Raw genomic sequence first — 19,571 nt, 5'->3', positions numbered from 1 at the left:
GGCACGGACACTGGCATGGATTGGGATCGCGTTCGGATTTTCCTTGAGGTGGCCAGGTCCGGCCAGATTCTCGGGGCCGCGAAAAAGCTCGGCCTCAATCACGCCACCGTGGCGCGACAACTCAGCGCACTCGAACGCGAGATGAAGACCCGCCTCGTCAAACGCGACACCACCGGTTGCACGCTGACGCGATCGGGCGAGGCTCTGATGGCGACCGCCGAGAAGGTCGAATCCGAATTCCTACGGGTCGGATCGCAGCTTGCCTCGACATCAGACCGGGTGACAGGGACCGTACGCGTGGGCGCGCCGGACGGGATCGGAAACTACCTTCTCGCCGAACAACTGGGCGCGCTCGCTGCCATGCATCCCGAACTGATCGTGCAACTCGTGCCGCTGCCGCGCACCTTTTCACTTTCGAAACGGGAAGCCGACATCGCGATCATGGTGGAGCGGCCGAAGGAAGGAAGGCTCATCACCACCAAGCTGACCGATTATTCGCTTAGCCTCTATGCGTCGAAGCAATATCTCGACCGCTATCCGCCGATCCAAAGCGAGGCCGATCTCGCGGGCCATCTGTTCATCACGCAGGTGAGCGATTTCGTTTACAGCCGCGCGCTCGACTATTCGTCCTACTTCGACACCGTGATGTCGCGCCGTTACGAATGCGGCAGCGTCGTCGGCCAGGTCGAAGCGGTGCGCGCGGGGCACGGCATCGGCATCTTGCATGACTACGCGACCCGGCGTTATCCCGAACTGCGGCGGCTGCTGCCGGAAATCCGCTTCGTGCGGACCTACTGGCTGGTGTCGCACCCCGACACGCACGCCACGCGGCGCGTGCGTGAGGTTCATCGTTACATCGCCGCACGCGTTCGCGCCGAGCGCCGCCATTTCATGATCGAGTGAAGCTCACCACTTGTAGCGCAGCGTTGCGATCACCTCGCGGCGCAGACCGTAGTAGCAGCCGAAGTTCTGACAGACCGAGACATAGGTCTTGTCGAACAGGTTGGTCGCATTCACCTGCACCTTGTAGCCCTTGAACTGCGGTCCCAGCGCGGCGAGGTCGTAGTGGAGGCCCGCGTCGAACAGGGTCACGCCGGGCACTTTATAAGTATTGGCATTGCCGCCATACGTCTCGCCGAGATAGCGAACGCCACCCGACAGGCCAAAGCCGTCGAGCTGGCCGCCGTGGAAGGTGTAGTCCGCCCACGCAGCCGCCGAATTCGCAGGCATGCCGATCGGCCGGTGGCCCTGCGCCGGAGCAGCCGCCCGCGTGTTGAGAATATCCATGTAAGTGTAGGACGCCAGCACCGAGAGGTTGCGGCTGATCTCGCTCTTGGCTTCAAGTTCGACGCCGCGCGAACGAATTTCCCCGGTCTGTATCTGATTTTGCGGATCGTTCGGATCCTGCATTTTGATATTTTGCTGCGTCAGGTTGTAGATTGCCGCAGTCAGCAGCGTCCTGGAATTCGGCTGATACTTGATGCCGACCTCTTCCTGCTGGCCCGTGGTCGGCTTGAACGGACTTGCCGTCCTCTGCGCAGTCCCGACGATCGGCTGGAATGATTCCGTGTACTGGATATAGGGCGAAACGCCGTTGTCGAATTTGTAGAGCAGCGCGGCACGCTTCGACGTCGCCTGGTCCGAGCTTGGCGTTACGACACCAGCCAGAGTTTGCGTACGCGAGTCCGCCCAGTCGTGACGCACGCCCAGCAGCGCAACCCAGCGGTCGAACTTGATCTGATCCTGCACATAGAGTCCGACCTGATCGAAATCCTGCTTGGCGCCACTGGTCACCGGCATCACCGGGATATTGGCGACACCATAAATGGGATTGAAGGCATTGATCGATCCGACATTGACACCGTTAGCGCTCGATCCGCCCCGGGTCTGGTCCGTCCCTGTCGCATAATCGACGCCGAACAGCATGGTGTGCTGGAACAGCCCGGTGGAAAACTTGGCTTCGGCCTGATTATCAATCTGGAAGCTGCGCAGCTTCTCGGCGGTCCAGAACGCACTGCGCTGGATAGCATCGGGAGTGCCGACACCGCTCGGGTAAACCAGCTGCGTATAGGTATCGTTGTCGCTGTAACGCAGGTTCTGCCGCACGGTCCAGACATTATCGAAGCGATGCTCGGCGAGATAACCCACCGAGCCATATTCACGGCTGGTCTTGTCGAAATTCGGCTCGCCCGAATAGAAGCTGGTCGGGATGCGGCCAAGCGGCGTGCTGAAGACGGTGCCGACACCGCCCGGCAGCAACTGATTATAGAACCCGGCCTTCGGATCTTTCTGATAGGTGCCCTGGAAAGTGATCGTCGTGTCGTTGGTGGGCCGCCACGTCAGCGACGGTGCGATCGAGACCCGCTGATAGCCGGTATGATCGACCTGGCTGCCGACATCGAAGCCCGAGGCGGTGATGCGGTAGAGCCATTCCTTGTTCTTGTCGATCGGTCCGCTGAGGTCGACGCCGCCCTGAATGCGACCATAGCTGCCGGTCGACACGAACATCTCATGATACGGCTCGAGCGTCGGCCGCTTGCTGACCAGATCGACAAGGCCGCCCGGCGAGGCCTGCCCATACAGAATGGAGGCTGGTCCATGCAGCAATTCCACCCTCTCGAGGTTGAACGGATCGATGAGGTTGTAGGCAAAACCGCCGCTGAAGAGCTTCAGCGAATCGAGATATTTGTCGGCGAGAAAACCGCGGATATAGACCTGATCGAAACGGACATCCGCACCTGCCGGGTCGACGCGGGCGCCGGACACGTAGCGCACCGCCTGCGCGATGCTCTGCGCGCCCTGCGCCTGAATCTGGTCCTGTGTCACCACCGAGATCGCCGCCGGTGTGTCGATCAACGCAGCATCCGTCTTGGTGCCGGTGGCGCTGCGGTTGGCGACGATGCCATCGACATGCCCGAATGCGGATTCGGTCGGGCGGGCATCTGTTCCAGCATTGGCAGGCGTCACAACATCGCGTCCGGTGTTGCGCGCTCGTCCCGAGGAGCGTGCGCCTCGATTATTTTGTGCATCGCGTTTCTTGGCGCGTTTCGGCGCGGCGCCCTGCACCACCACCGGACTGAGCATGGTGGGCGAACTGGAAGGCGCGCTTTGCGCCCATGTCTGCGATTCAAAACCGAACGAAAACGTCAGTACGCTTGCCGCGCCCAGAAGTGTTGCGCGCGATATCTTCAATACCGAAACAGTCACGAAAAACGCCCCCGAATTTTGCCGATATGTCTCGTCGGCACCCGGTGCGTTCCTTAATCTCCCGCATCGTAAAACTGCCTTAGAAACCCTCGAAAAGCGCGGCTTTCGCGTTAGAATCCGTCAAGATCAGAACGGTTCAAAAGAGTGATCGGGCACGCCGAAGAATCGGCTACGCTGCTTGCCAACGAGTGGTGATGAATTTCCGAAACTAGATTTTTCAAAACGTTTTGCGTTTGTTGAGAGACGCTCCTGCTTACGAAAGATCTGGCCATGACCTATCGCGCGCCCGTCGAGGATATCCTGCTCGCACTCAACTACGGTGCCGCGCTGAATGAAGCGATCCGCGCCGGGCATTACCGCGATTACGATGCCGACACCGCCAGCGCCGTGATCGAGGAAGCCGGCAAGTTCGCAAGCGAAGTGCTCGCGCCGCTCAACCGTGTCGGCGACGAACACGGCGCGACGCTGAAAGACAATAAGGTCACCACGTCGCCTGGATGGCGTGACGCATATAAAGGCTGGGCCGAAGCGGGCTGGAATTCCCTCACCGGCGCGGAGGAATTTGGCGGACAAGGCCTGCCGATCGTGCTGCACGCCGCCTGCAGCGAAATCTGGAGTGCGGCGAACATGGCGTTCGGGCTGTGTCCTCTGCTCACGGCTGGCGCGATCGAGGCCATCAGCGTCCATGGCGCGGACGATCTCAAACAGACCTATCTCGCCAAACTCATATCCGGCGAGTGGACCGGCACCATGCAGCTCACCGAGCCGCAGGCGGGTTCGGATGTCGGCGCGCTCCGCACCCGCGCCGAGAAACAGCCGGACGGCAGCTATCGCCTGTCCGGCACGAAAATCTTCATCACCTACGGCGACCACGACATGACTGGGAACATCGTGCATCTCGTGCTAGCCCGCCTGCCCGGCGCGCCGGAGGGGACCAAGGGCATTTCGCTTTTCGTGGTGCCGAAATTTCTTGTCAACGCCGACGGATCGCTCGGCGCGCGCAACGACATCTATGCCAGCGGGCTCGAACACAAGCTCGGCATCCACGGCTCTCCGACCTGCACCATGACGATGGGCGACAAGGGCGGCGCGGTCGGTTATCTGCTCGGCGAAGAAAACAACGGCATGGCCTGCATGTTCACGATGATGAACCAGGCCCGTCTTGGCGTCGGGCTGGAGGGCGTCGGCATCGCGGAGCGCGCGACGCAACAGGCGCTCGCTTATGCCCATGAGCGAAAGCAAGGCCGCGCGCTCGGCCACAAAGGCGGCGAACCCGATCCCATCGCCGTGCATCCCGACGTGAAGCGCAATCTCCTGACCATGCGCGCCCTCACCGCCGCCGCACGTACGATCTGTTACGCCACCGCGGTCGCGATCGATATTTCGCATGAAGCCAAGGACGAGACCGCGCGCGAAAAAGCCGATGCCCGCGCGGGGCTGCTGACGCCGCTGGCGAAAGCCTTCTCCACCGACATCGCCAACGAGGTCGCGGCATTGGGCGTGCAGGTGCATGGCGGCGCGGGCTTCATCGAGGAAACGGGCGCCGCGCAATACGTGCGCGATGCGCGCATTCTCACCATCTACGAAGGCACTAACGGCATTCAGGCCAACGACCTCGTGATGCGCAAGCTCGGCGCCGACAAGGGCGCGGCGGTGCGCGACCTGCTCGACGAACTCGAACAGATCGTCACGCGTGTCGAGGCATCAAACGATCCTGCGTTCGGCGCAACCGGCGCGATTCTGCGCGAGGCAATCGGATCAGCCGCGCGCGCCAGCGAGTGGCTGCTGGAGAAAATTATGAACTCATCGGACGAGGCGCTGGCGGGGGCGACACCTTATCTTCGCCTGCTCTCGCTCGCGACCGGCGGCTGCATGTTGGCGCGGCAGGCTCTCGACGGGCGCACGGATGATGCGCTGCGCGACCATGCCCAGCGCCGCATGCCGCTGGTCCGTTTCCTTGCCGAAAACATGGTGGTGCAAGCTCCAGCGTTGGAGCAATCCATCATCCGGGGCGGCGGCGCGATCGATGACGCCGACATGACGCTCGTGGATTAGGCGGATTCTGCAATTTTCGCAGCCATTTATTGCCCCGGTCAGGGCATCGGTCTCCCCAGATCATTCGGCAAAACCGGCGCTTGCCCATATGGGCAGCCCTGCGGATCATGTAAGGTGAGTCCGATTGACCCGCCCGCAAGGCCAAGGATCTGCATGCCCGATCACGTCATCGTCACGGATGAAGAATCAACCCGCATCATCAAGCTGCGACGGCCGGAAAAAAAGAACGCGCTCACGCAAGGCATGTACGATGCGATGCGCAATGCCATCGACACCGCCCAGAATAATCCCGCGATCCGCTGTCTGATGATCACCGGCGGCCTTGGCGTGTTCACCGCCGGCAACGATCTCGAGGATTTCCAGAGGGCCGCCGGCGGCGAGCCGCGGCCGATCAGCGCCGTCAAGTTCATGTACTCGTTGGTGCAGAACGCCAAGCCCCTGATCGCCGCCGTCGACGGCATCGCGATCGGCATCGGCACCACGATGATGTTCCATTGCGATTACGTGGTCGCAAGCACCTCCGCTTCATTCTCGACTCCCTTCATTCATCTCGGCCTCGTGCCCGAAGGCGCATCGAGTCTGCTCGCGCCGATGACGATGGGACATCAGCGCGCGTTCTCGATGCTGCTGATGGGGCGCCCCGTCAGCGCCGAGGAGGCCGAACAGGCAGGTTTCGTCAACGACGTGGTTGCGCCCGGTCACGCCGAGGTCGAGGCGCTCAAGGTTGCGCGCGAAATCTGCGCGCTGCCTGCCGAGGCCCTCGCGACCTCGCGAAAATTATTGCGGCCGCCACCGGAAGAACTCTTGCGCCGGATCGACCAAGAGAGTCATCTGTTCGGCGAGCGGCTCTCCTCGCCCGAGGCGGTTGCCGCATTCGCAGCATTTTTTGCGCGTAAATAACCCTTAGGTTCGCACTCGTTAGGTCTGTACCCGTTCCATCTGCAAGGATTGTCCATGTCTACTCTTCTGCTGACGCATACCGCTTCCTCCCTCAATCACAAGGTGAGCGAAGGCCATCCGGAGCGTCCCGACCGCATCCGCGCGATGGAGAAGGCGCTGAGCCAGGACATCTTCAAGCCGCTGGTGCGCGAGGAAGCGCCGATGGGCGACATCGAAACCGTCAAGCTGTGCCACGACGAAAGTTACGTCGATGAGATCCGCGAGATGGCACCGAAGCAGGGCATCGTCTATATCGACGGGGATACGATGATGTCGCCCGGCACCTGGGAAGCCGCGATGCGCGGCGTCGGCGGCGCCAATGCAGGTGTCGATGCTGTGGTCAGCGGCAAAGCGCAGAACGTCTTCGTCGGCACCCGCCCCTGCGGCCATCATGCCGAGCGCAACCGCGCGATGGGCTTCTGCATTTTCGATCAGGCCGCGATTGCCGCGCGCTACGCGCAGAAAAAGCACGGCATCGGCCGCGTCGCGGTGGTCGATTTCGACGTGCACCACGGCAACGGCTCGCAGGACATTTTCTGGGCCGATCCGACCGTGATGTATTGCTCGACGCACCAGATGCCGCTGTTTCCCGGCACCGGCGCCACGCAGGAGCGCGGCGAGCACGACACCATCGTCAACGCGCCGATGCGTCCGGGCGAAGGCGGCCCGAAATTCCGCGAGGCGTTCGAGGGCGTGATCCTGCCGCAGCTTGAGAAATTCTCACCCGAACTCGTCATCATCTCGGCGGGCTTCGACGCGCACTGGCGCGATCCGCTCGCCAACATCCAGCTCGACGAGAAGGATTTCGGATGGGTGACGAAGAAGCTGATGGACGTCGCCGACAAGAGCGCGGGCGGACGTATCGTCTCGGTGCTCGAAGGCGGCTACGACCTGCAGGGCCTGCACGATTCGATCGTTGAGCATGTCAGCGCCCTGATGGGGCACTGAACCGCGCCACATTGCGTCCGCAAATCAGACCTACGCTTTGAGAAGCGCCACAGAATCGACCGGGGAACACTCTATGGCCAGTAACAGCCACGCCGACATCAAGACGATGACATTCGAGCGCGCGATCGAGGAACTTGAATCCATCGTCAAGCGTCTGGAAGACGGCAAGGTGCCGCTGGAAGAATCGGTCGCGATCTATGAGCGCGGCGAGACGCTGAAGCGGCGTTGCGAGGAACTGCTGCGGCTCGCGGAGGCACGGGTGGACAAGATCACCACCGACGCCACTGGCGCGCCCGCGGGCGTGGAGCCGCTCGACGTCCGCTGAGGTTTTCGGCCAGGCGCAGCCCCTGCCCGGCTTTCGGCTGCCACCGGATTGGCCGGTTTTGCAACGCCATTTTCCGGCGGTCCGGCACATTGGCATGACTTTGGAATTGGTATAAAGCCTCGGCACATACGGCGCGGCCACAGGCCAGACAGCCGTTTTTCCTTTATTTCTGCAAGGCTTGACCGTGTCTCAGACCAGCACGACCCCGTTGCTCGATACCATTCCGACCCCCGACAAGCTGCGTGCGCTTTCGCCCGAGCAGTTGCCGCAGGTCGCGGACGAACTGCGCCGCGAAATGGTCGATGCCGTCTCCGTCACCGGCGGCCATCTCGGCGCGGGCCTCGGCGTGGTCGAACTGACGGTCGCATTGCACTATGTGTTCAACACGCCCGACGACCGCATCATCTGGGACGTTGGCCATCAGGCCTACCCGCACAAGATTCTCACCGGACGCCGCGACCGTATCCGCACGCTGCGGCAGGGCGGCGGCCTGTCCGGCTTTCCGAAGCGCGCCGAGAGTGAATACGATGCTTTCGGCACCGCGCATTCCTCGACCTCGATCTCCGCCGGTCTCGGCATGGCGGTTGCGCGCGACCTGCAACAGGGCAACAACAACGTCATCGCGGTGATCGGCGACGGCTCGATGTCGGCGGGCATGGCCTATGAGGCGATGAACAACGCGGGCGCGCTGAACTCACGCCTGATCGTCATCCTCAACGATAACGACATGTCGATCGCGCCGCCGGTAGGTGCGATGTCCGCCTACCTGGCGCGGCTGATCTCCAGCCAGACCTACGGCACCGCGCGAGAGATTTTGAAGAATATCGCTCACCGGATGCCGAAATTCTTCGAGGACCGCACCTTGCGCGCGGAGGAATATGCGCGCGGCATGGTGGCGGGCGGCATGCTGTTCGAAGAACTCGGCATGTTCTATGTCGGCCCGATCGACGGCCACAACCTCGACCACCTGCTGCCAGTGCTCACCAATGTGCGCGACAATGGCACCGGCCCGGTGCTCATCCATGTCGTCACCAAAAAGGGCAAGGGCTATGCGCCGGCGGAGGAATCCGACGATCGCTATCATGGCGTGGTGAAGTTCGATGTCGCCACCGGCAAGCAGTTCAAGACAAAGTCGAACGCGCCCTCCTACACTTCGGTGTTCGGCAACAGCCTCACCAAGGAAGCGCAGAAGGACGACAAGATCGTCGCCATCACCGGTGCGATGCCGGGCGGCACCGGCGTCGATATTTTCGCCAAGTCGTTTCCCGAGCGCACCTTCGATGTCGGCATCGCCGAACAGCATGCGGTGACGTTCGCGGCGGGCCTCGCCACCGAGGGCTACAAGCCGTTCTGCGCTCTGTATTCCACCTTCCTGCAACGCGGATACGATCAGGTCGTGCACGACGTCGCGATCCAGAATCTTCCGGTGCGCTTCGCCATCGACCGCGCGGGCCTTGTCGGCGCCGACGGCCCGACCCATGCGGGCGCGTTCGACAACACCTATCTCGGCTGCCTGCCGAACCTCATCATCATGGCGGCAGGCGACGAGGCCGACCTCGTGCACATGGTCGCAACGCAGGTTGCAATCGACAACGCGCCGAGCGCGCTGCGTTATCCGCGCGGCGAAGGGCTTGGGCTTGAACTGCCGGATGTCGGCGTGCCGCTCGAAATCGGCAAGGGCCGCGTGCTGCGTGAAGGCGCGAAGGTCGCGCTGTTCTCGTTTGGCACCCGGCTCGGCGAATGCCTCAAGGCCGCCGACGAACTGGAATCGTACGGCCTATCCACGACAGTTGCTGACGCGCGCTTCCTCAAGCCGCTCGACATCGACCTCACGCTGAAACTCGCGCGCTCGCATGACGTGCTGATCACGGTCGAGGAAGGCGCGATCGGTGGCTTCGGCACCCATGTCATTCAGGCGCTCGCCGATCATGGCGCGCTCGACAAGGGTGTGCGGGTTCGCTCGATGGTACTGCCCGACATCTTCATCGATCAGGACAGTCCCGCAAAGATGTACGAACAGGCCGGGTTGGATGCGAAAGCCATCGTGGCGAAGGTGTTCGAGGCGCTCGGCAAGGGTGCGCCGTCCAGCAAGCTGGCGTAAGCTGGCTCACGTCATCCTGAGACGTGAAAGGCGCGGCCATGACCGAACGCAAACGCGCTGATGTGCTTCTGGTCGAACGCGGCCTGTTCGAGAGCCGCGCCCGCGCGCAGGCCGCTATCGAAGCCGGATCGGTGACCGCCAACGGCAAGGTCGTCGCCAAAGCCTCGGAAACGATTGCAACTGACGCGGACATCAGAGCCGAGCCCGCGCATCCGTGGGTGTCGCGCGGTGGCGTCAAGCTCGCGGCGGCGCTGGAGCGCTATCCGCTCGATATCGAGGACCATGTCTGTGTCGATGTCGGCGCGTCCACCGGCGGCTTCACCGAAGTTCTACTCGCCAACGGCGCGAGCCTCGTCTTCGCCATCGATGTCGGCACCGCGCAACTGCATCCGAGCCTGCGCGGCAATCCCCGCGTCATCTCGATGGAAAACACCGATATCCGCTCGCTCGAAGGCCGCCGTCTCGAAAAGCGCCCGGATGTCGCGGTGATCGATGTGAGCTTCATCTCGCTGAAACTCATATTGCCCGCGGTGTTCTCCTTCACCGCCGCGCCGATGCAGATGCTCGCGCTGATCAAGCCGCAATTCGAGGCCGGGCGTGCGCAGGTGAAGAAGGGCATCGTCCGCGACGAGGCCGTTCATCGCGCCATCTGCGATGATATCGCGGCCTTCGCCACCGCGCAGGGCTGCACCGATATCGAGGTGTTCCCCTCAGCCATTGAGGGCGGGGACGGCAACCGCGAATTCTTCCTCGGCGCAAAGCGCGGCTGATGCAGGTGGAGCGCCTCACCATCGATCATGTCGGCCAGCAGGGCGACGGCGTCGCCTTCGATGGCGGCCGGAACATCTATGTCCCCTACACGCTCGGCGGCGAAGCCGTCGATACGGCAGCCTCGCCCGGCAGACCTGCGGACCGGCGCGATCTCGTCCAGATCATCATGCCGAGCCCCGAGCGGATCGCGCCCTTCTGCGAGTATTTCGGCGTCTGCGGTGGCTGCGCGATCCAGCACTGGCAGGTGGATGCCTATCGCAATTGGAAGCGCCTCCTTGTCGTGGATACGCTGAAGCAGGCCGGCATCGCCTGCGAGGTCGGCGCGCTCGTCGATGCGCACGGCACCGGACGCCGCCGCGCCACCTTCCATGCGCGGCAGGGATCTGGCGAATTGCGCGTCGGGTTTGCCGCCGCCGGACGGCACGAGATCGTGCCAGTCGGCCATTGCCCTATTCTCGATCCGGCGATGGATGGCGCGATCGCGGCGGCCAATGCCATTGCCGAGCTGCTGAAGCCCGTCGCCAAGCCGCTCGATATTCAGGTCAGCGCCACCGACAATGGCCTCGACGTCGACGTGCGCGGCTCCGGCCCGCTCGACACCGCGATGCTCACAAAGCTCTCAGGACTGGCGAAGGAGCACCGCCTCGCCCGGCTGACGCGGCATGGCGAACTGGTGCTGCTTCAAGCTCCGCCGACCGTGCGCGTCGGACGTGCGACCGTGACGCTGCCCGCAGCCTCGTTCATGCAGCCGACGCAGGCGGGCGAGGAAACGCTCGCTGCTCTGGTCGCAGAACGATGCAAGGGCGCCAAGCGGATCGCGGATCTGTTCTGCGGCTTCGGCCCATTCGCGCTGCGGCTCGCGGAAAAATTCCGCGTCTCCGCCTTCGACAGCGATGCTGCAGCCGTCGCCGCGCTGAACGATGCCATCCGCGCCACGCAGGGCCTGAAACCACTCACCGCAGAGGCGCGCGACCTGTTCCGCCGCCCTCTCGTGCCGCAGGAATTGCGGGAGTTCGACGCCGCCGTGTTCGACCCGCCCCGCCAGGGCGCGGAGGCACAAAGCCGCCAGTTCGCGGCCAGCCGGCTGACGCACGTCGTCGCTGTGTCCTGCAACCCCGCCACCTTCGCCCGCGATGCCAAAATCCTGCTTGGCGGAGGCTTCAAATTAAGCGAGGTGACCCCGGTGGATCAGTTTCGCCACACCCCCCATGTGGAACTGGTGGCGCGCTTCAGTCGATAAATCTCCAAACCGCTGAAAATCGACATGAAACCGTCACTTGCCGTGACGGCATGAAGAGAAATTTACTAACATTTCACACTAACTTTATACCTTTGACACGCGGACCCCGTCTCTCGCGGGACGCTCGGTCCGACTGGAACTCGCCACCCATTTCCCCGCCGTTCGAGCCCATTTCGGGCAACGCGGCTTTGCGTTTTTCAAGGCTCACCAGCCTAAGGACTTTGACCATGCTCTCCAGGCTCTCGATCAGCGCCAAGCTCATCGCTCTCGTCTCCGTTCTGCTGCTCTCGCTCGTCGCGCTGGGCACCTACTCCATCATCGAGATGCGGACGATCAACAAGTCGACCCAGGAAATCCGGGGCAACTGGCTTCCCAGCATCCGCCTGCTCGGTGAGATGCGGACCCAGGCCGCACGCTTCCGGGCCGTTTTGCGCGATTACCTCCCCGGGCCTGATGAAACGGAGATGCTCGACATCCAGAAGAATATCGATGCGCGATCGCGTGATTTCGTGAAGGCCTTCGAAGCCTACGGCAAGCTGGCCACCACGTCTGAAGAACAGGCGATGTACCAAGACTTGGGCACCGAATGGAAAGCCTTCCGGGCAGGGGCCGATGAAGTGATCTCCGCAGCTCGCAAATACGACTTTGCTCAGGCACGCAAACTGAACGCCACCAAGGTCGTGAAGGTCGGCCGGGCGATGGATGCCGCTCTCGCCAAGATCGTGGTCTTCAACGACAAGGGCGCCGATCGCGCCGGCGATACGGCCACCAGCGAGTACGAAAGAGCATTCCTGGTCATGCTCAGCGGGCTCGTTATCCTGATCCTGCTCGGCGCAACTGCTGCCTTCCTGATCGTGCGCGACGTCACGAAGGGCATCGCCTCGGTCGTCGAGCCGATGCAGTTGCTGGCCCAGGGCGATCTGTCCCCGGAAATTCCCCATCAGGGCAAGAAAACCGAGATCGGCAAGATCGCCGCGACGTTGCAGGTCTTCAAGGAGGCACTGGTCGCCAAGAAGGCGGCTGATGCTGCCGCCGCCGAGGAAGCGACGGCCAAAATGCAGCGCGCCGAAACCGTGGACGGCATCACCCGCAAGTTCGAGAGCATGATCGGTGAGCTTGTGACGTCGTTCTCATCCGCCTCCACCGAGATGGAATCCTCTGCGGGAACGCTGACCAAGGCCGCCGACGTCACCCAGCAACTGTCGACTTCCGCCGCCAACGGCTCGCGCACCGTGTCGGAAAGCATCCAGTCGACCGCTGCCGCCACCGAGGAGATCACCTCCTCCGTCGGCGAGATCGGCCGCCAGGTCATGGAATCGAGCCGCGTCGCCCAGCGCGCGGTTCAGCAGGCCGAAAAGACCAACTCCAGCATCAGCGAGCTCTCCGCCGCCGCCGCCCGCATCGGCGACGTCGTCAAGCTGATCACCGCGATTGCCGAGCAGACCAACCTGCTCGCGCTCAACGCCACCATCGAGGCGGCGCGTGCCGGTGAGGCCGGGCGCGGCTTCGCGGTTGTGGCGTCCGAGGTGAAGGCGCTGGCATCGCAGACCGCGAAGGCGACCGACGAGATCGGCGCGCAGATCGCCGGGATGCAGGCCGCGACCGACGACTCGGTGGTGACCATCAAGGAGATCAGCGCGACGATCGACCAGATCTCGGAAATCTCCTCGGCCATCGCCGCCGCCGTCGAGGAACAGGGCGCCGCGACGCAGGAAATCGCCCGCAACGTCCGCCAGGCCGCCGAGCTTTGCTCGCAGGTTGCCGTCAACATCGACGACGTCAGCCGCGGCAACAGCGAAACGGGCGCAGCCTCCTCGCAGGTGTTCTCCGCCGCGCAGTCACTGGCGCAGGAAAGCACCCGGCTCCAGGTCGAGGTGCAGAGCTTTATCACCCAGATCCGCGCCGCTTAAGCAGCGCAGCTTTCACAAGCAAAAAACGGCGGCCGCCTGGCCGCCGTTTTTATTTGCTCTCACGCCATCACTGGCAGACGTTCACGGTGCGTTTGTGCCAGCCGCTGCGCGTGTGGTAGCGCTGAATGCGATAGCACCCGTCATAGTCGTTGTAGGCATAATCGTCGCCGTAATAGCCATCGTCGTAATAGGCGCTGTCGTACGGGTAATCGTCGTAATAGCCACCATAGTAGCCGTAGCCGAACGCCAGCCCCGGCGCGAAGAAAGCATGGCGCCGGCCGTGGTGATGCCAGCCGGAATTCCCGTTATTCCAGTGGTGATACTGCATGTTCTGCGACATGCGGGCGGTGTTGCTGAACGAGCGATTCACCGTCGCATTCCGCATCACGCCTGAATTGGTGGACGCGAAACTGTTGCGGACGCCGCCGTGCGCCGCAAAACTGTTGAATCCACCACCACCGCCGCGTGCAAAGCCGCCGCCGAAATGCGCGCCACCCCCTCCACCGAAGTGAGCACCGCCACCTCCACCAAAGTGAGCACCGCCGCCGCCGCCCATATGGCCACCGCCACCGCCACCGCCGTGCCCATGACCCTGCGCCAGCGCGACGCCGGGATCGAACGCCGCCACGGCGGCGGCCAGCGCCGCACCCATCATGATTTTCCTGATCATCGCACACCTCCACATCCGTATCCGTGGAGATAATGTGCGAGGCTCTATTTCCTTCCCCGCTCAGTAAGTTGTGAACGAGGAACCGGCGCGTCACGCACCGTTCTGGCCGCGGTGCCGCAAAAAGTGATCGGCGAGCACGCAGGCCATCATCGCCTCGCCCACCGGAACGGCGCGAATGCCAACGCAGGGGTCATGCCGCCCCTTAGTGACGATATCCGTCTCGGCACCGGAGCGATCCACCGTCCGGCGCGGCGTGAGGATCGACGAGGTCGGCTTCACCGCAAACCGCGCCACCACCGCCTGCCCGGTCGAGATACCGCCGAGAATGCCCCCGGCGTGGTTCGACAGGAACACCGGGCCGTTGTTGCCGTGGCGCATCTCGTCGGCGTTATCCTCACCGCGCAGTTCCGCCGCGCCGAAGCCTGCGCCGATTTCCACGCCCTTCACCGCATTGATGCTCATCATCGCCGCCGCGATGTCGCCATCGAGCTTGCCGTAGATCGGCGCGCCCCATCCAGCCGGAACATTCTCCGCGACAACTTCGATCACCGCGCCGATCGACGAACCGCTCTTGCGAATGTCGTCGAGATATTCCTCGAAGAATTGCGCCTTCACCGGGTCGGGACAGAAGAACGGATTGCGCGCGACCTCGTCCCAGTTCCAGTTGGCGCGATCGATCTTGTGCGGCCCCATCTGCACCAGTGCCGCACGTATCTTCACATCGGGAACGACCTTGCGTGCGACCGCGCCTGCCGCGACGCGCGCAGCGGTTTCGCGCGCCGACGAGCGGCCGCCGCCGCGGTAGTCGCGGATGCCGTATTTGGCCTCGTAGGTGTAGTCGGCGTGGCCGGGACGATACTTGTCCTTGATGTCGGAATAGTCCTTCGAGCGCTGGTCGGTGTTCTCGATCATCAGCGCGATCGGCGCGCCGGTCGTCACCTGCCCGCGCTCGGTCTCCATCACGCCGGACAGAATCTTGACCTGATCGGCTTCCTGCCGCTGGGTGGTGAAGCGCGACTGGCCGGGTTTGCGACGGTCGAGGTCCAACTGGATTTCCTCAACGGTCAGCGGAATCCGCGGCGGGCAGCCATCCACCACGCAGCCAAGCGCGACCCCGTGGCTTTCGCCAAAGGTGGTGACGCGGAACATGTGACCGAAGGTATTGAAGGACATGGAGCTAATCCGGGCCGCACAAACTACGAAGTGTAGTCAAAATCACTACATTTCGTAGACGGATGTTGCGATGATCGCAACAGCCGTCATGGCCGCGCTTGACCCGGCCATCCACGTCTTAACCATGCGGGAGATGTGGATGCCCGGCAGAAGGCCGGACATGACGAAAAGCCGGTGCAGCAGGTAGGCAGCTAACGCCCGCCCTTAACTATGCTTCGTGACCTTACCGTCCTTGAAGACGTAGACCACGCCCTGCTCGATATAAATCTCGGCGGCGTTGACCGGCGTCTCAATCTCCAGCGCGGCCATCAGCGCGCGGCAGGAGCCGCCATGCGAGACGGCCACCGTGTCCTGCAGCAGCGAATCGTACCAGTCGCGCATCCGCAGGCTCACCGAGGCATAGCTTTCGCCACCCGGCGGCGGCACGCCCCATTTGTCAGCCTGGCGCTGGGCGAACAGTTCAGGATGCGACTGCTCCATCTCGATCAGGGTCGAGCCCTCCCAATGGCCGTAGCCGATCTCGCGTAGCCGGTCGTCGACCTGATAGCCGTGCGGCGGCACGCCGATCTCGCCACGCACCAGTTCCATGGTCTGGCGCGCCCGGCCGAGCGGCGACGCCACGAACGGGATGCGCTCCGGATGGTGGGAGTCTCCGGCCAGAATGCTGGCGAGTAATTCACCGGCGCGAACCGCCTGCGTCTTGCCAAGCTCGTTCAGCGGAATGTCCTGCGAACCCTGAAAGCGGCCGACCGCATTCCATTCGGTCTGGCCGTGGCGGATGAAGTAGATGGTTGGATTGGGCATCAGTCTCTCTAAATGCGAGCCGTCATTGCGAGGAGCGTTTGCGACGAAGCAATCCAGCTTCGTCTTCTCAGCCTTCCGGATTGCTCTGCGAAGCCTGTCACCGGGCGACGCATTCGTGCCGCCCCGTTGGCTCACAATGACGCCGCCGGTTGTTATTCCTTGGCCAGCGAAATGTCCGGCGCGTCGGGCCGCTTCATGCCGACGACGTTATAGCCGGAATCGACATGATGGATTTCGCCGGTGACGCCGCGCGACAGGTCGGAAAGCAGATACATCGCACTGTCGCCGACTTCTTCCTGCGTCACGGTCCGGCGCAGCGGCGAATTGTACTCGTTCCACTTCAGGATGTAGCGGAAATCGCCGATGCCCGATGCGGCGAGCGTCTTGATCGGCCCGGCTGAGATGGCGTTGACGCGGATGTTCTTCTCGCCGAGATCGGCGGCGAGATAGCGCACGCTCGCCTCGAGCGCGGCCTTGGCGACACCCATGACATTGTAATGCGGCATCCACTTCTCGGCGCCGTAATAGGACAGCGTCAGGATCGAGCCGCCCTCGGTCATCAGATGCTCGGCGCGCTGGGCGATTGCCGTCAGCGAGTAGCAGGAGATCAGCATCGACTTGGAGAAGTTCGCTTCGCTCGTGTCGAGATAGCGTCCGTCGAGTTCGTCCTTATCGGAAAACGCGATGGCATGGACCACGAAATCGATCTTGCCCCACTGCTTTTTCGCTTCGGCAAACACCGCATCGATGCTGGCGGCGTCGGTCACGTCGCAATGGCCGAGCGTGATCGCGCCAAGCTCCTTGGCAAGCGGCTCGACACGCTTCTTCAGGGCGTCGCCCTGCCAGGTCAGCGCAAGCTCCGCGCCCTGGTCGCGACAGGATTTGGCGATGCCATAGGCAATCGAGCGATTATTGGCGACGCCAAGAATAATGCCCCGCTTGCCGCGCATCAGGCCTGTGATGTCCGCCATGAAAGCTGTCCGTTTTGGCTGAAAAAATGGAGGCCCGTCTTGGCATAGGCGGTCTGGCCGGGCAAGGCGGGAATCAGCGAAACTGGGCAGCCTTGGCCGTCCACCCTGGAGGCTGGCCAAGTTGGGAATAGACGTGTTTTCACGGTGTTATAGCTGACAACCAACTTTATACGCCGACCCGGCGGACCCCTTTGCAGGCCCAAAACAGGTCCATGACCGACTTCCGCGACAGTGTTGAGACCTTGATCCCCGCGCTGCGCCGCTACGCGAGGGCATTGACCCGCGATACCGACCTTGCCGACGATCTCGTGCAGGATACGCTGGTGCGGGCGTTGCGCTCGGAGAAGCTGTTTCTGGGTGGCGATCTGCGCGCCTGGCTTTACACGATCCTGACCAACCTCAACCGCAATCGCCGCCGCTCGCTGGCGCGGCAGCCGGTGCTGACCGAGCTTCATGACACGCCCGAGCCCTCCGGCACCGAGGCCGAGGGCCGCGACATCACCCGCGCACTCGCCACGCTGCCGGAAGAACAGCGCGCGGTGCTGCTACTGGTGGCGCTGGAAGGCTTGAGCTATCGCGACGTGGCCGAAATCCAGGGCGTGCCGATGGGCACCGTGATGTCACGCCTCGCCCGCGCCCGCGCGCAAATCCGATCCGTACTCGAAGGCGAACGCCCCGCGCTTCGCTGCGTCAAGTGAACCCGTGCTTCTGGAAAAGACACAGCAATGATTCACGATACCCCCATCACCGAAGACGAACTCCACGCCTATGTGGACGGCGAACTGCCGCCGGAACGCCGCGAGGCCGTGGACGCGTGGCTCACCGCGCACCCCGACGATGCCGCGCGGGTCCATCAGTGGCGCGCGATGAGCGACATGCTGCATGCGAAGTATGACAGCGTGGCCGATGAACCAATTCCGGCGCGCCTCAGGCTCGACCGGCTCGATCAGCGTCCGCGACAGTGGGCTTACATGGCCGTCGCCGCAACGCTCGCCGCCTTCGTCATCGGCGGCGGCACCGGCTACGCGCTGCGCGGCACGACCGCACAGCCATCCACCATCGCAAGTTTCACCGGAGACGCGCTGGAGGCGCACCGGCTTTACGTGGTGGATGTGCGTCATCCCGTCGAAATTGCCGCGAGCGAACGCGCCCATCTACAGCAATGGCTGACCAACCGCTGCGGATGGCAGGTGCGCGCTCCCGAACTCGACGCGCAGGGCCTGAAGCTCGTCGGCGGCAGGCTGCTGCCCGGCCCGACCGGACCAGCCTCTTTCTTCATGTACGAGAATGCGGCGGGTGAACGCTTCACGATATATGCCTCGCGCGCGAGCAACGAGACCACCAACATGCGCTATGCCACCCGTGACAAGGATGGCGCGATGTATTGGGCCGACAAGGGCGTCGGCTATGTGGTGGCGGGACCGGTTGACAAGCAGAAGCTGACGCAGGTCGCGCGCCTTGTGTTCGACCAGACCGATCAGGCAGCGCAGAAGCTTTAGGGTCCGATTCATTGCGATTTATCTAGCCGTCATCCCCGCGAAAGCGGGGGTCCAGTCGTCAAACTGGATTCCCGCTTTCGCGGGAATGACGGGTGACTTCACGCCCCATAATATTCGCCCACGGATTTCGTGCCGGCGGCCCAATCCCACTCGGCGCCGGCCTCGTATTTCGGCCCGGCCTTCAGCTTCTCGATGGGGATCATGATCTGGTAGCCGCCCAGCTCGACGTTGTATTTCAGCGCCGGCCACGGCAACGGATAGTGCTCGTCACCGATACCGAGAAAGCCGCCGAAGCTCAGCACCGCGAACGAGACGCGACCGCTGACCTTCTCGATCATCACGCGTTCGATCACGCCGATCTTCTCGGCATTGGCATCGAACACCGAGGTGCCTTGCACACGATCGCTTCCGATCAAACTCGATGTCGAGCGATTGAGGTTCGTCGGCATGGCCATCCTCCTTTCAGGACAAGGAGTTAATGCGTGCACCGGTGACGTGGTTCCCATACTACGGAGGCGGCAAAACGCATCATGGCCTGAGCATAGCTCAGGCCATGATGTATCAGCGAATGATGACAGGTTGAGAACTTTACGTGCTGCGTCCCGCTTCGCGCTGGGCCGCGAGAAAATCGGACAGCTTCTGCGCCTTGGTGCGCGCATCCTTAGCTTTGGTGGCTTTCGTGGCTTTCGCTTTCTTCAAAACAAGCGGCGCGTTCTCAGCCTCCTCCGCCTCCTTCGCGAGGCGCAAGGCGCGGAGTCTTTCCATATTCTTGCGGACAGCGATCGCATTACGCTCGAAATCCGCGAGCGCCTTGTCGCCCTCGATCCGGGCAATACGCTGCTTTTCCGCGCGAGCGATCTGTTCAGGGGTCTGGGGCTTGGCTGTTTTGCTCATCCCAAGAATATAGGGATGAAAGTGCAGATTTCCACCCGTTAAAGCTCGGAAAACGGCTCATTTC

18 protein-coding genes are annotated in these 19,571 nt (G+C 62.9%); 11 read left to right on the top strand and 7 right to left on the bottom strand.

Annotated features, from left to right (window positions below):
- The first annotated feature begins 15 nt into the window (after positions 1-15).
- Positions 16-903, top strand: a complete 888-nt coding sequence (locus AFIDRAFT_RS15300; protein WP_009340454.1) for a LysR family transcriptional regulator — start codon at positions 16-18, stop codon at positions 901-903.
- 3 nt (positions 904-906) lie between these two features.
- Here AFIDRAFT_RS15300 and AFIDRAFT_RS15295 read toward each other — a convergent pair whose 3' ends face one another.
- A complete protein-coding gene (locus tag AFIDRAFT_RS15295) occupies positions 907-3,207 on the bottom strand; it encodes a TonB-dependent siderophore receptor (protein WP_009340453.1) in 2,301 nt (766 codons plus the stop codon).
- 270 nt (positions 3,208-3,477) lie between these two features.
- On the opposite strand from AFIDRAFT_RS15295, the gene AFIDRAFT_RS15290 reads away from it, so the two are divergent.
- The 8 genes from AFIDRAFT_RS15290 to AFIDRAFT_RS15255 all read left to right on the top strand — a co-directional run bounded on the left by AFIDRAFT_RS15290 (position 3,478) and on the right by AFIDRAFT_RS15255 (position 13,496).
- Positions 3,478-5,262, top strand: a complete 1,785-nt coding sequence (locus AFIDRAFT_RS15290) for an acyl-CoA dehydrogenase family protein (protein ID WP_009340452.1) — start codon at positions 3,478-3,480, stop codon at positions 5,260-5,262.
- Between the two features lie 153 nt (positions 5,263-5,415).
- Positions 5,416-6,162, top strand: a complete 747-nt coding sequence (locus AFIDRAFT_RS15285) for an enoyl-CoA hydratase-related protein (RefSeq protein WP_009340451.1) — start codon at positions 5,416-5,418, stop codon at positions 6,160-6,162.
- Positions 6,163-6,216: 54 nt separating this feature from the next.
- On the top strand, positions 6,217-7,149 hold the full coding sequence (locus AFIDRAFT_RS15280) for a histone deacetylase family protein (protein ID WP_009340450.1): 933 nt from the start codon (positions 6,217-6,219) through the stop codon (positions 7,147-7,149).
- A 73-nt stretch (positions 7,150-7,222) separates the two neighbouring features.
- Positions 7,223-7,474: an exodeoxyribonuclease VII small subunit gene (locus tag AFIDRAFT_RS15275; RefSeq protein WP_009340449.1), complete on the top strand. Its 252-nt coding sequence runs from the start codon at positions 7,223-7,225 to the stop codon at positions 7,472-7,474.
- A gap of 184 nt (positions 7,475-7,658) precedes the next feature.
- Positions 7,659-9,575 carry a 1-deoxy-D-xylulose-5-phosphate synthase gene (gene dxs, locus AFIDRAFT_RS15270; protein ID WP_009340448.1) on the top strand — a complete coding sequence of 639 codons (1,917 nt, stop codon included), beginning with the start codon at positions 7,659-7,661 and terminating at the stop codon, positions 9,573-9,575.
- A 38-nt stretch (positions 9,576-9,613) separates the two neighbouring features.
- Entirely contained in the window at positions 9,614-10,345 is a 732-nt protein-coding gene (locus AFIDRAFT_RS15265; protein ID WP_009340447.1) for a TlyA family RNA methyltransferase, read from the top strand.
- The gene (locus AFIDRAFT_RS15260; RefSeq protein WP_009340446.1) at positions 10,345-11,586 is read left to right on the top strand and encodes a class I SAM-dependent RNA methyltransferase; all 1,242 of its coding nucleotides are present in this window, start codon (positions 10,345-10,347) and stop codon (positions 11,584-11,586) included. The genes AFIDRAFT_RS15265 and AFIDRAFT_RS15260 overlap by 1 nt, the downstream gene beginning before the upstream one ends.
- Positions 11,587-11,813: 227 nt before the next feature.
- Positions 11,814-13,496 (top strand): methyl-accepting chemotaxis protein, encoded by a 1,683-nt coding sequence (locus tag AFIDRAFT_RS15255; RefSeq protein ID WP_009340445.1) that lies wholly within the window; start codon positions 11,814-11,816, stop codon positions 13,494-13,496.
- Positions 13,497-13,563: 67 nt separating this feature from the next.
- On the opposite strand, the gene AFIDRAFT_RS15250 is transcribed toward AFIDRAFT_RS15255, so the two are convergent.
- The 4 genes from AFIDRAFT_RS15250 to fabI all read right to left on the bottom strand — a co-directional run bounded on the left by AFIDRAFT_RS15250 (position 13,564) and on the right by fabI (position 17,114).
- A complete protein-coding gene (locus tag AFIDRAFT_RS15250) occupies positions 13,564-14,166 on the bottom strand; it encodes a hypothetical protein (protein WP_009340444.1) in 603 nt (200 codons plus the stop codon).
- 90 nt (positions 14,167-14,256) lie between these two features.
- Positions 14,257-15,339 (bottom strand): chorismate synthase, encoded by a 1,083-nt coding sequence (gene aroC, locus AFIDRAFT_RS15245; RefSeq protein ID WP_009340443.1) that lies wholly within the window; start codon positions 15,337-15,339, stop codon positions 14,257-14,259.
- Between the two features lie 204 nt (positions 15,340-15,543).
- On the bottom strand, positions 15,544-16,143 hold the full coding sequence (locus AFIDRAFT_RS15240) for a histidine phosphatase family protein (RefSeq protein WP_009340442.1): 600 nt from the start codon (positions 16,141-16,143) through the stop codon (positions 15,544-15,546).
- Positions 16,144-16,295: 152 nt separating this feature from the next.
- Complete coding sequence (fabI, locus tag AFIDRAFT_RS15235; protein ID WP_009340441.1) at positions 16,296-17,114, bottom strand: enoyl-ACP reductase FabI; 819 nt, start codon at positions 17,112-17,114, stop codon at positions 16,296-16,298.
- A gap of 212 nt (positions 17,115-17,326) precedes the next feature.
- Here fabI and AFIDRAFT_RS15230 point away from each other — a divergent pair, with 212 nt between their 5' ends.
- Entirely contained in the window at positions 17,327-17,812 is a 486-nt protein-coding gene (locus AFIDRAFT_RS15230) for a sigma-70 family RNA polymerase sigma factor (protein WP_009340440.1), read from the top strand.
- Between the two features lie 27 nt (positions 17,813-17,839).
- Entirely contained in the window at positions 17,840-18,613 is a 774-nt protein-coding gene (locus tag AFIDRAFT_RS15225; RefSeq protein WP_009340439.1) for an anti-sigma factor family protein, read from the top strand.
- A gap of 98 nt (positions 18,614-18,711) precedes the next feature.
- Here AFIDRAFT_RS15225 and AFIDRAFT_RS15220 read toward each other — a convergent pair whose 3' ends face one another.
- Together AFIDRAFT_RS15220 and AFIDRAFT_RS15215 are read right to left on the bottom strand one after the other, a co-directional pair.
- Positions 18,712-19,062: a PRC-barrel domain-containing protein gene (locus AFIDRAFT_RS15220; RefSeq protein WP_009340438.1), complete on the bottom strand. Its 351-nt coding sequence runs from the start codon at positions 19,060-19,062 to the stop codon at positions 18,712-18,714.
- A 139-nt stretch (positions 19,063-19,201) separates the two neighbouring features.
- Positions 19,202-19,507 carry a hypothetical protein gene (locus AFIDRAFT_RS15215; RefSeq protein ID WP_009340436.1) on the bottom strand — a complete coding sequence of 102 codons (306 nt, stop codon included), beginning with the start codon at positions 19,505-19,507 and terminating at the stop codon, positions 19,202-19,204.
- Positions 19,508-19,571 lie beyond the last annotated feature (64 nt).

Source organism: Afipia sp. 1NLS2 (assembly GCF_000178995.1).
Taxonomy (GTDB): domain Bacteria; phylum Pseudomonadota; class Alphaproteobacteria; order Rhizobiales; family Xanthobacteraceae; genus Afipia.
The sequence above is the reverse complement of the archived record's forward strand: the minus strand, read 5'-3'. Positions and strand labels throughout refer to the sequence as shown.

What these genes read in the sequence shown, in the direction of transcription:
- AFIDRAFT_RS15300 (WP_009340454.1), top strand. Translation starts at nt 16, where the DNA reads ATGGATTGGGATCGCGTTCGGATTTTCCTTGAGGTGGCCAGGTCCGGC.
- AFIDRAFT_RS15290 (WP_009340452.1), top strand. Translation starts at nt 3,478, where the DNA reads ATGACCTATCGCGCGCCCGTCGAGGATATCCTGCTCGCACTCAACTAC.
- AFIDRAFT_RS15285 (WP_009340451.1), top strand. Translation starts at nt 5,416, where the DNA reads ATGCCCGATCACGTCATCGTCACGGATGAAGAATCAACCCGCATCATC.
- AFIDRAFT_RS15280 (WP_009340450.1), top strand. Translation starts at nt 6,217, where the DNA reads ATGTCTACTCTTCTGCTGACGCATACCGCTTCCTCCCTCAATCACAAG.
- AFIDRAFT_RS15275 (WP_009340449.1), top strand. Translation starts at nt 7,223, where the DNA reads ATGGCCAGTAACAGCCACGCCGACATCAAGACGATGACATTCGAGCGC.
- AFIDRAFT_RS15265 (WP_009340447.1), top strand. Translation starts at nt 9,614, where the DNA reads ATGACCGAACGCAAACGCGCTGATGTGCTTCTGGTCGAACGCGGCCTG.
- AFIDRAFT_RS15260 (WP_009340446.1), top strand. Translation starts at nt 10,345, where the DNA reads ATGCAGGTGGAGCGCCTCACCATCGATCATGTCGGCCAGCAGGGCGAC.
- AFIDRAFT_RS15255 (WP_009340445.1), top strand. Translation starts at nt 11,814, where the DNA reads ATGCTCTCCAGGCTCTCGATCAGCGCCAAGCTCATCGCTCTCGTCTCC.
- AFIDRAFT_RS15250 (WP_009340444.1), bottom strand. Translation starts at nt 14,166, where the DNA reads ATGATCAGGAAAATCATGATGGGTGCGGCGCTGGCCGCCGCCGTGGCG.
- aroC (WP_009340443.1), bottom strand. Translation starts at nt 15,339, where the DNA reads ATGTCCTTCAATACCTTCGGTCACATGTTCCGCGTCACCACCTTTGGC.
- AFIDRAFT_RS15240 (WP_009340442.1), bottom strand. Translation starts at nt 16,143, where the DNA reads ATGCCCAATCCAACCATCTACTTCATCCGCCACGGCCAGACCGAATGG.
- fabI (WP_009340441.1), bottom strand. Translation starts at nt 17,114, where the DNA reads ATGGCGGACATCACAGGCCTGATGCGCGGCAAGCGGGGCATTATTCTT.
- AFIDRAFT_RS15230 (WP_009340440.1), top strand. Translation starts at nt 17,327, where the DNA reads ATGACCGACTTCCGCGACAGTGTTGAGACCTTGATCCCCGCGCTGCGC.
- AFIDRAFT_RS15225 (WP_009340439.1), top strand. Translation starts at nt 17,840, where the DNA reads ATGATTCACGATACCCCCATCACCGAAGACGAACTCCACGCCTATGTG.
- AFIDRAFT_RS15220 (WP_009340438.1), bottom strand. Translation starts at nt 19,062, where the DNA reads ATGCCGACGAACCTCAATCGCTCGACATCGAGTTTGATCGGAAGCGAT.
- AFIDRAFT_RS15215 (WP_009340436.1), bottom strand. Translation starts at nt 19,507, where the DNA reads ATGAGCAAAACAGCCAAGCCCCAGACCCCTGAACAGATCGCTCGCGCG.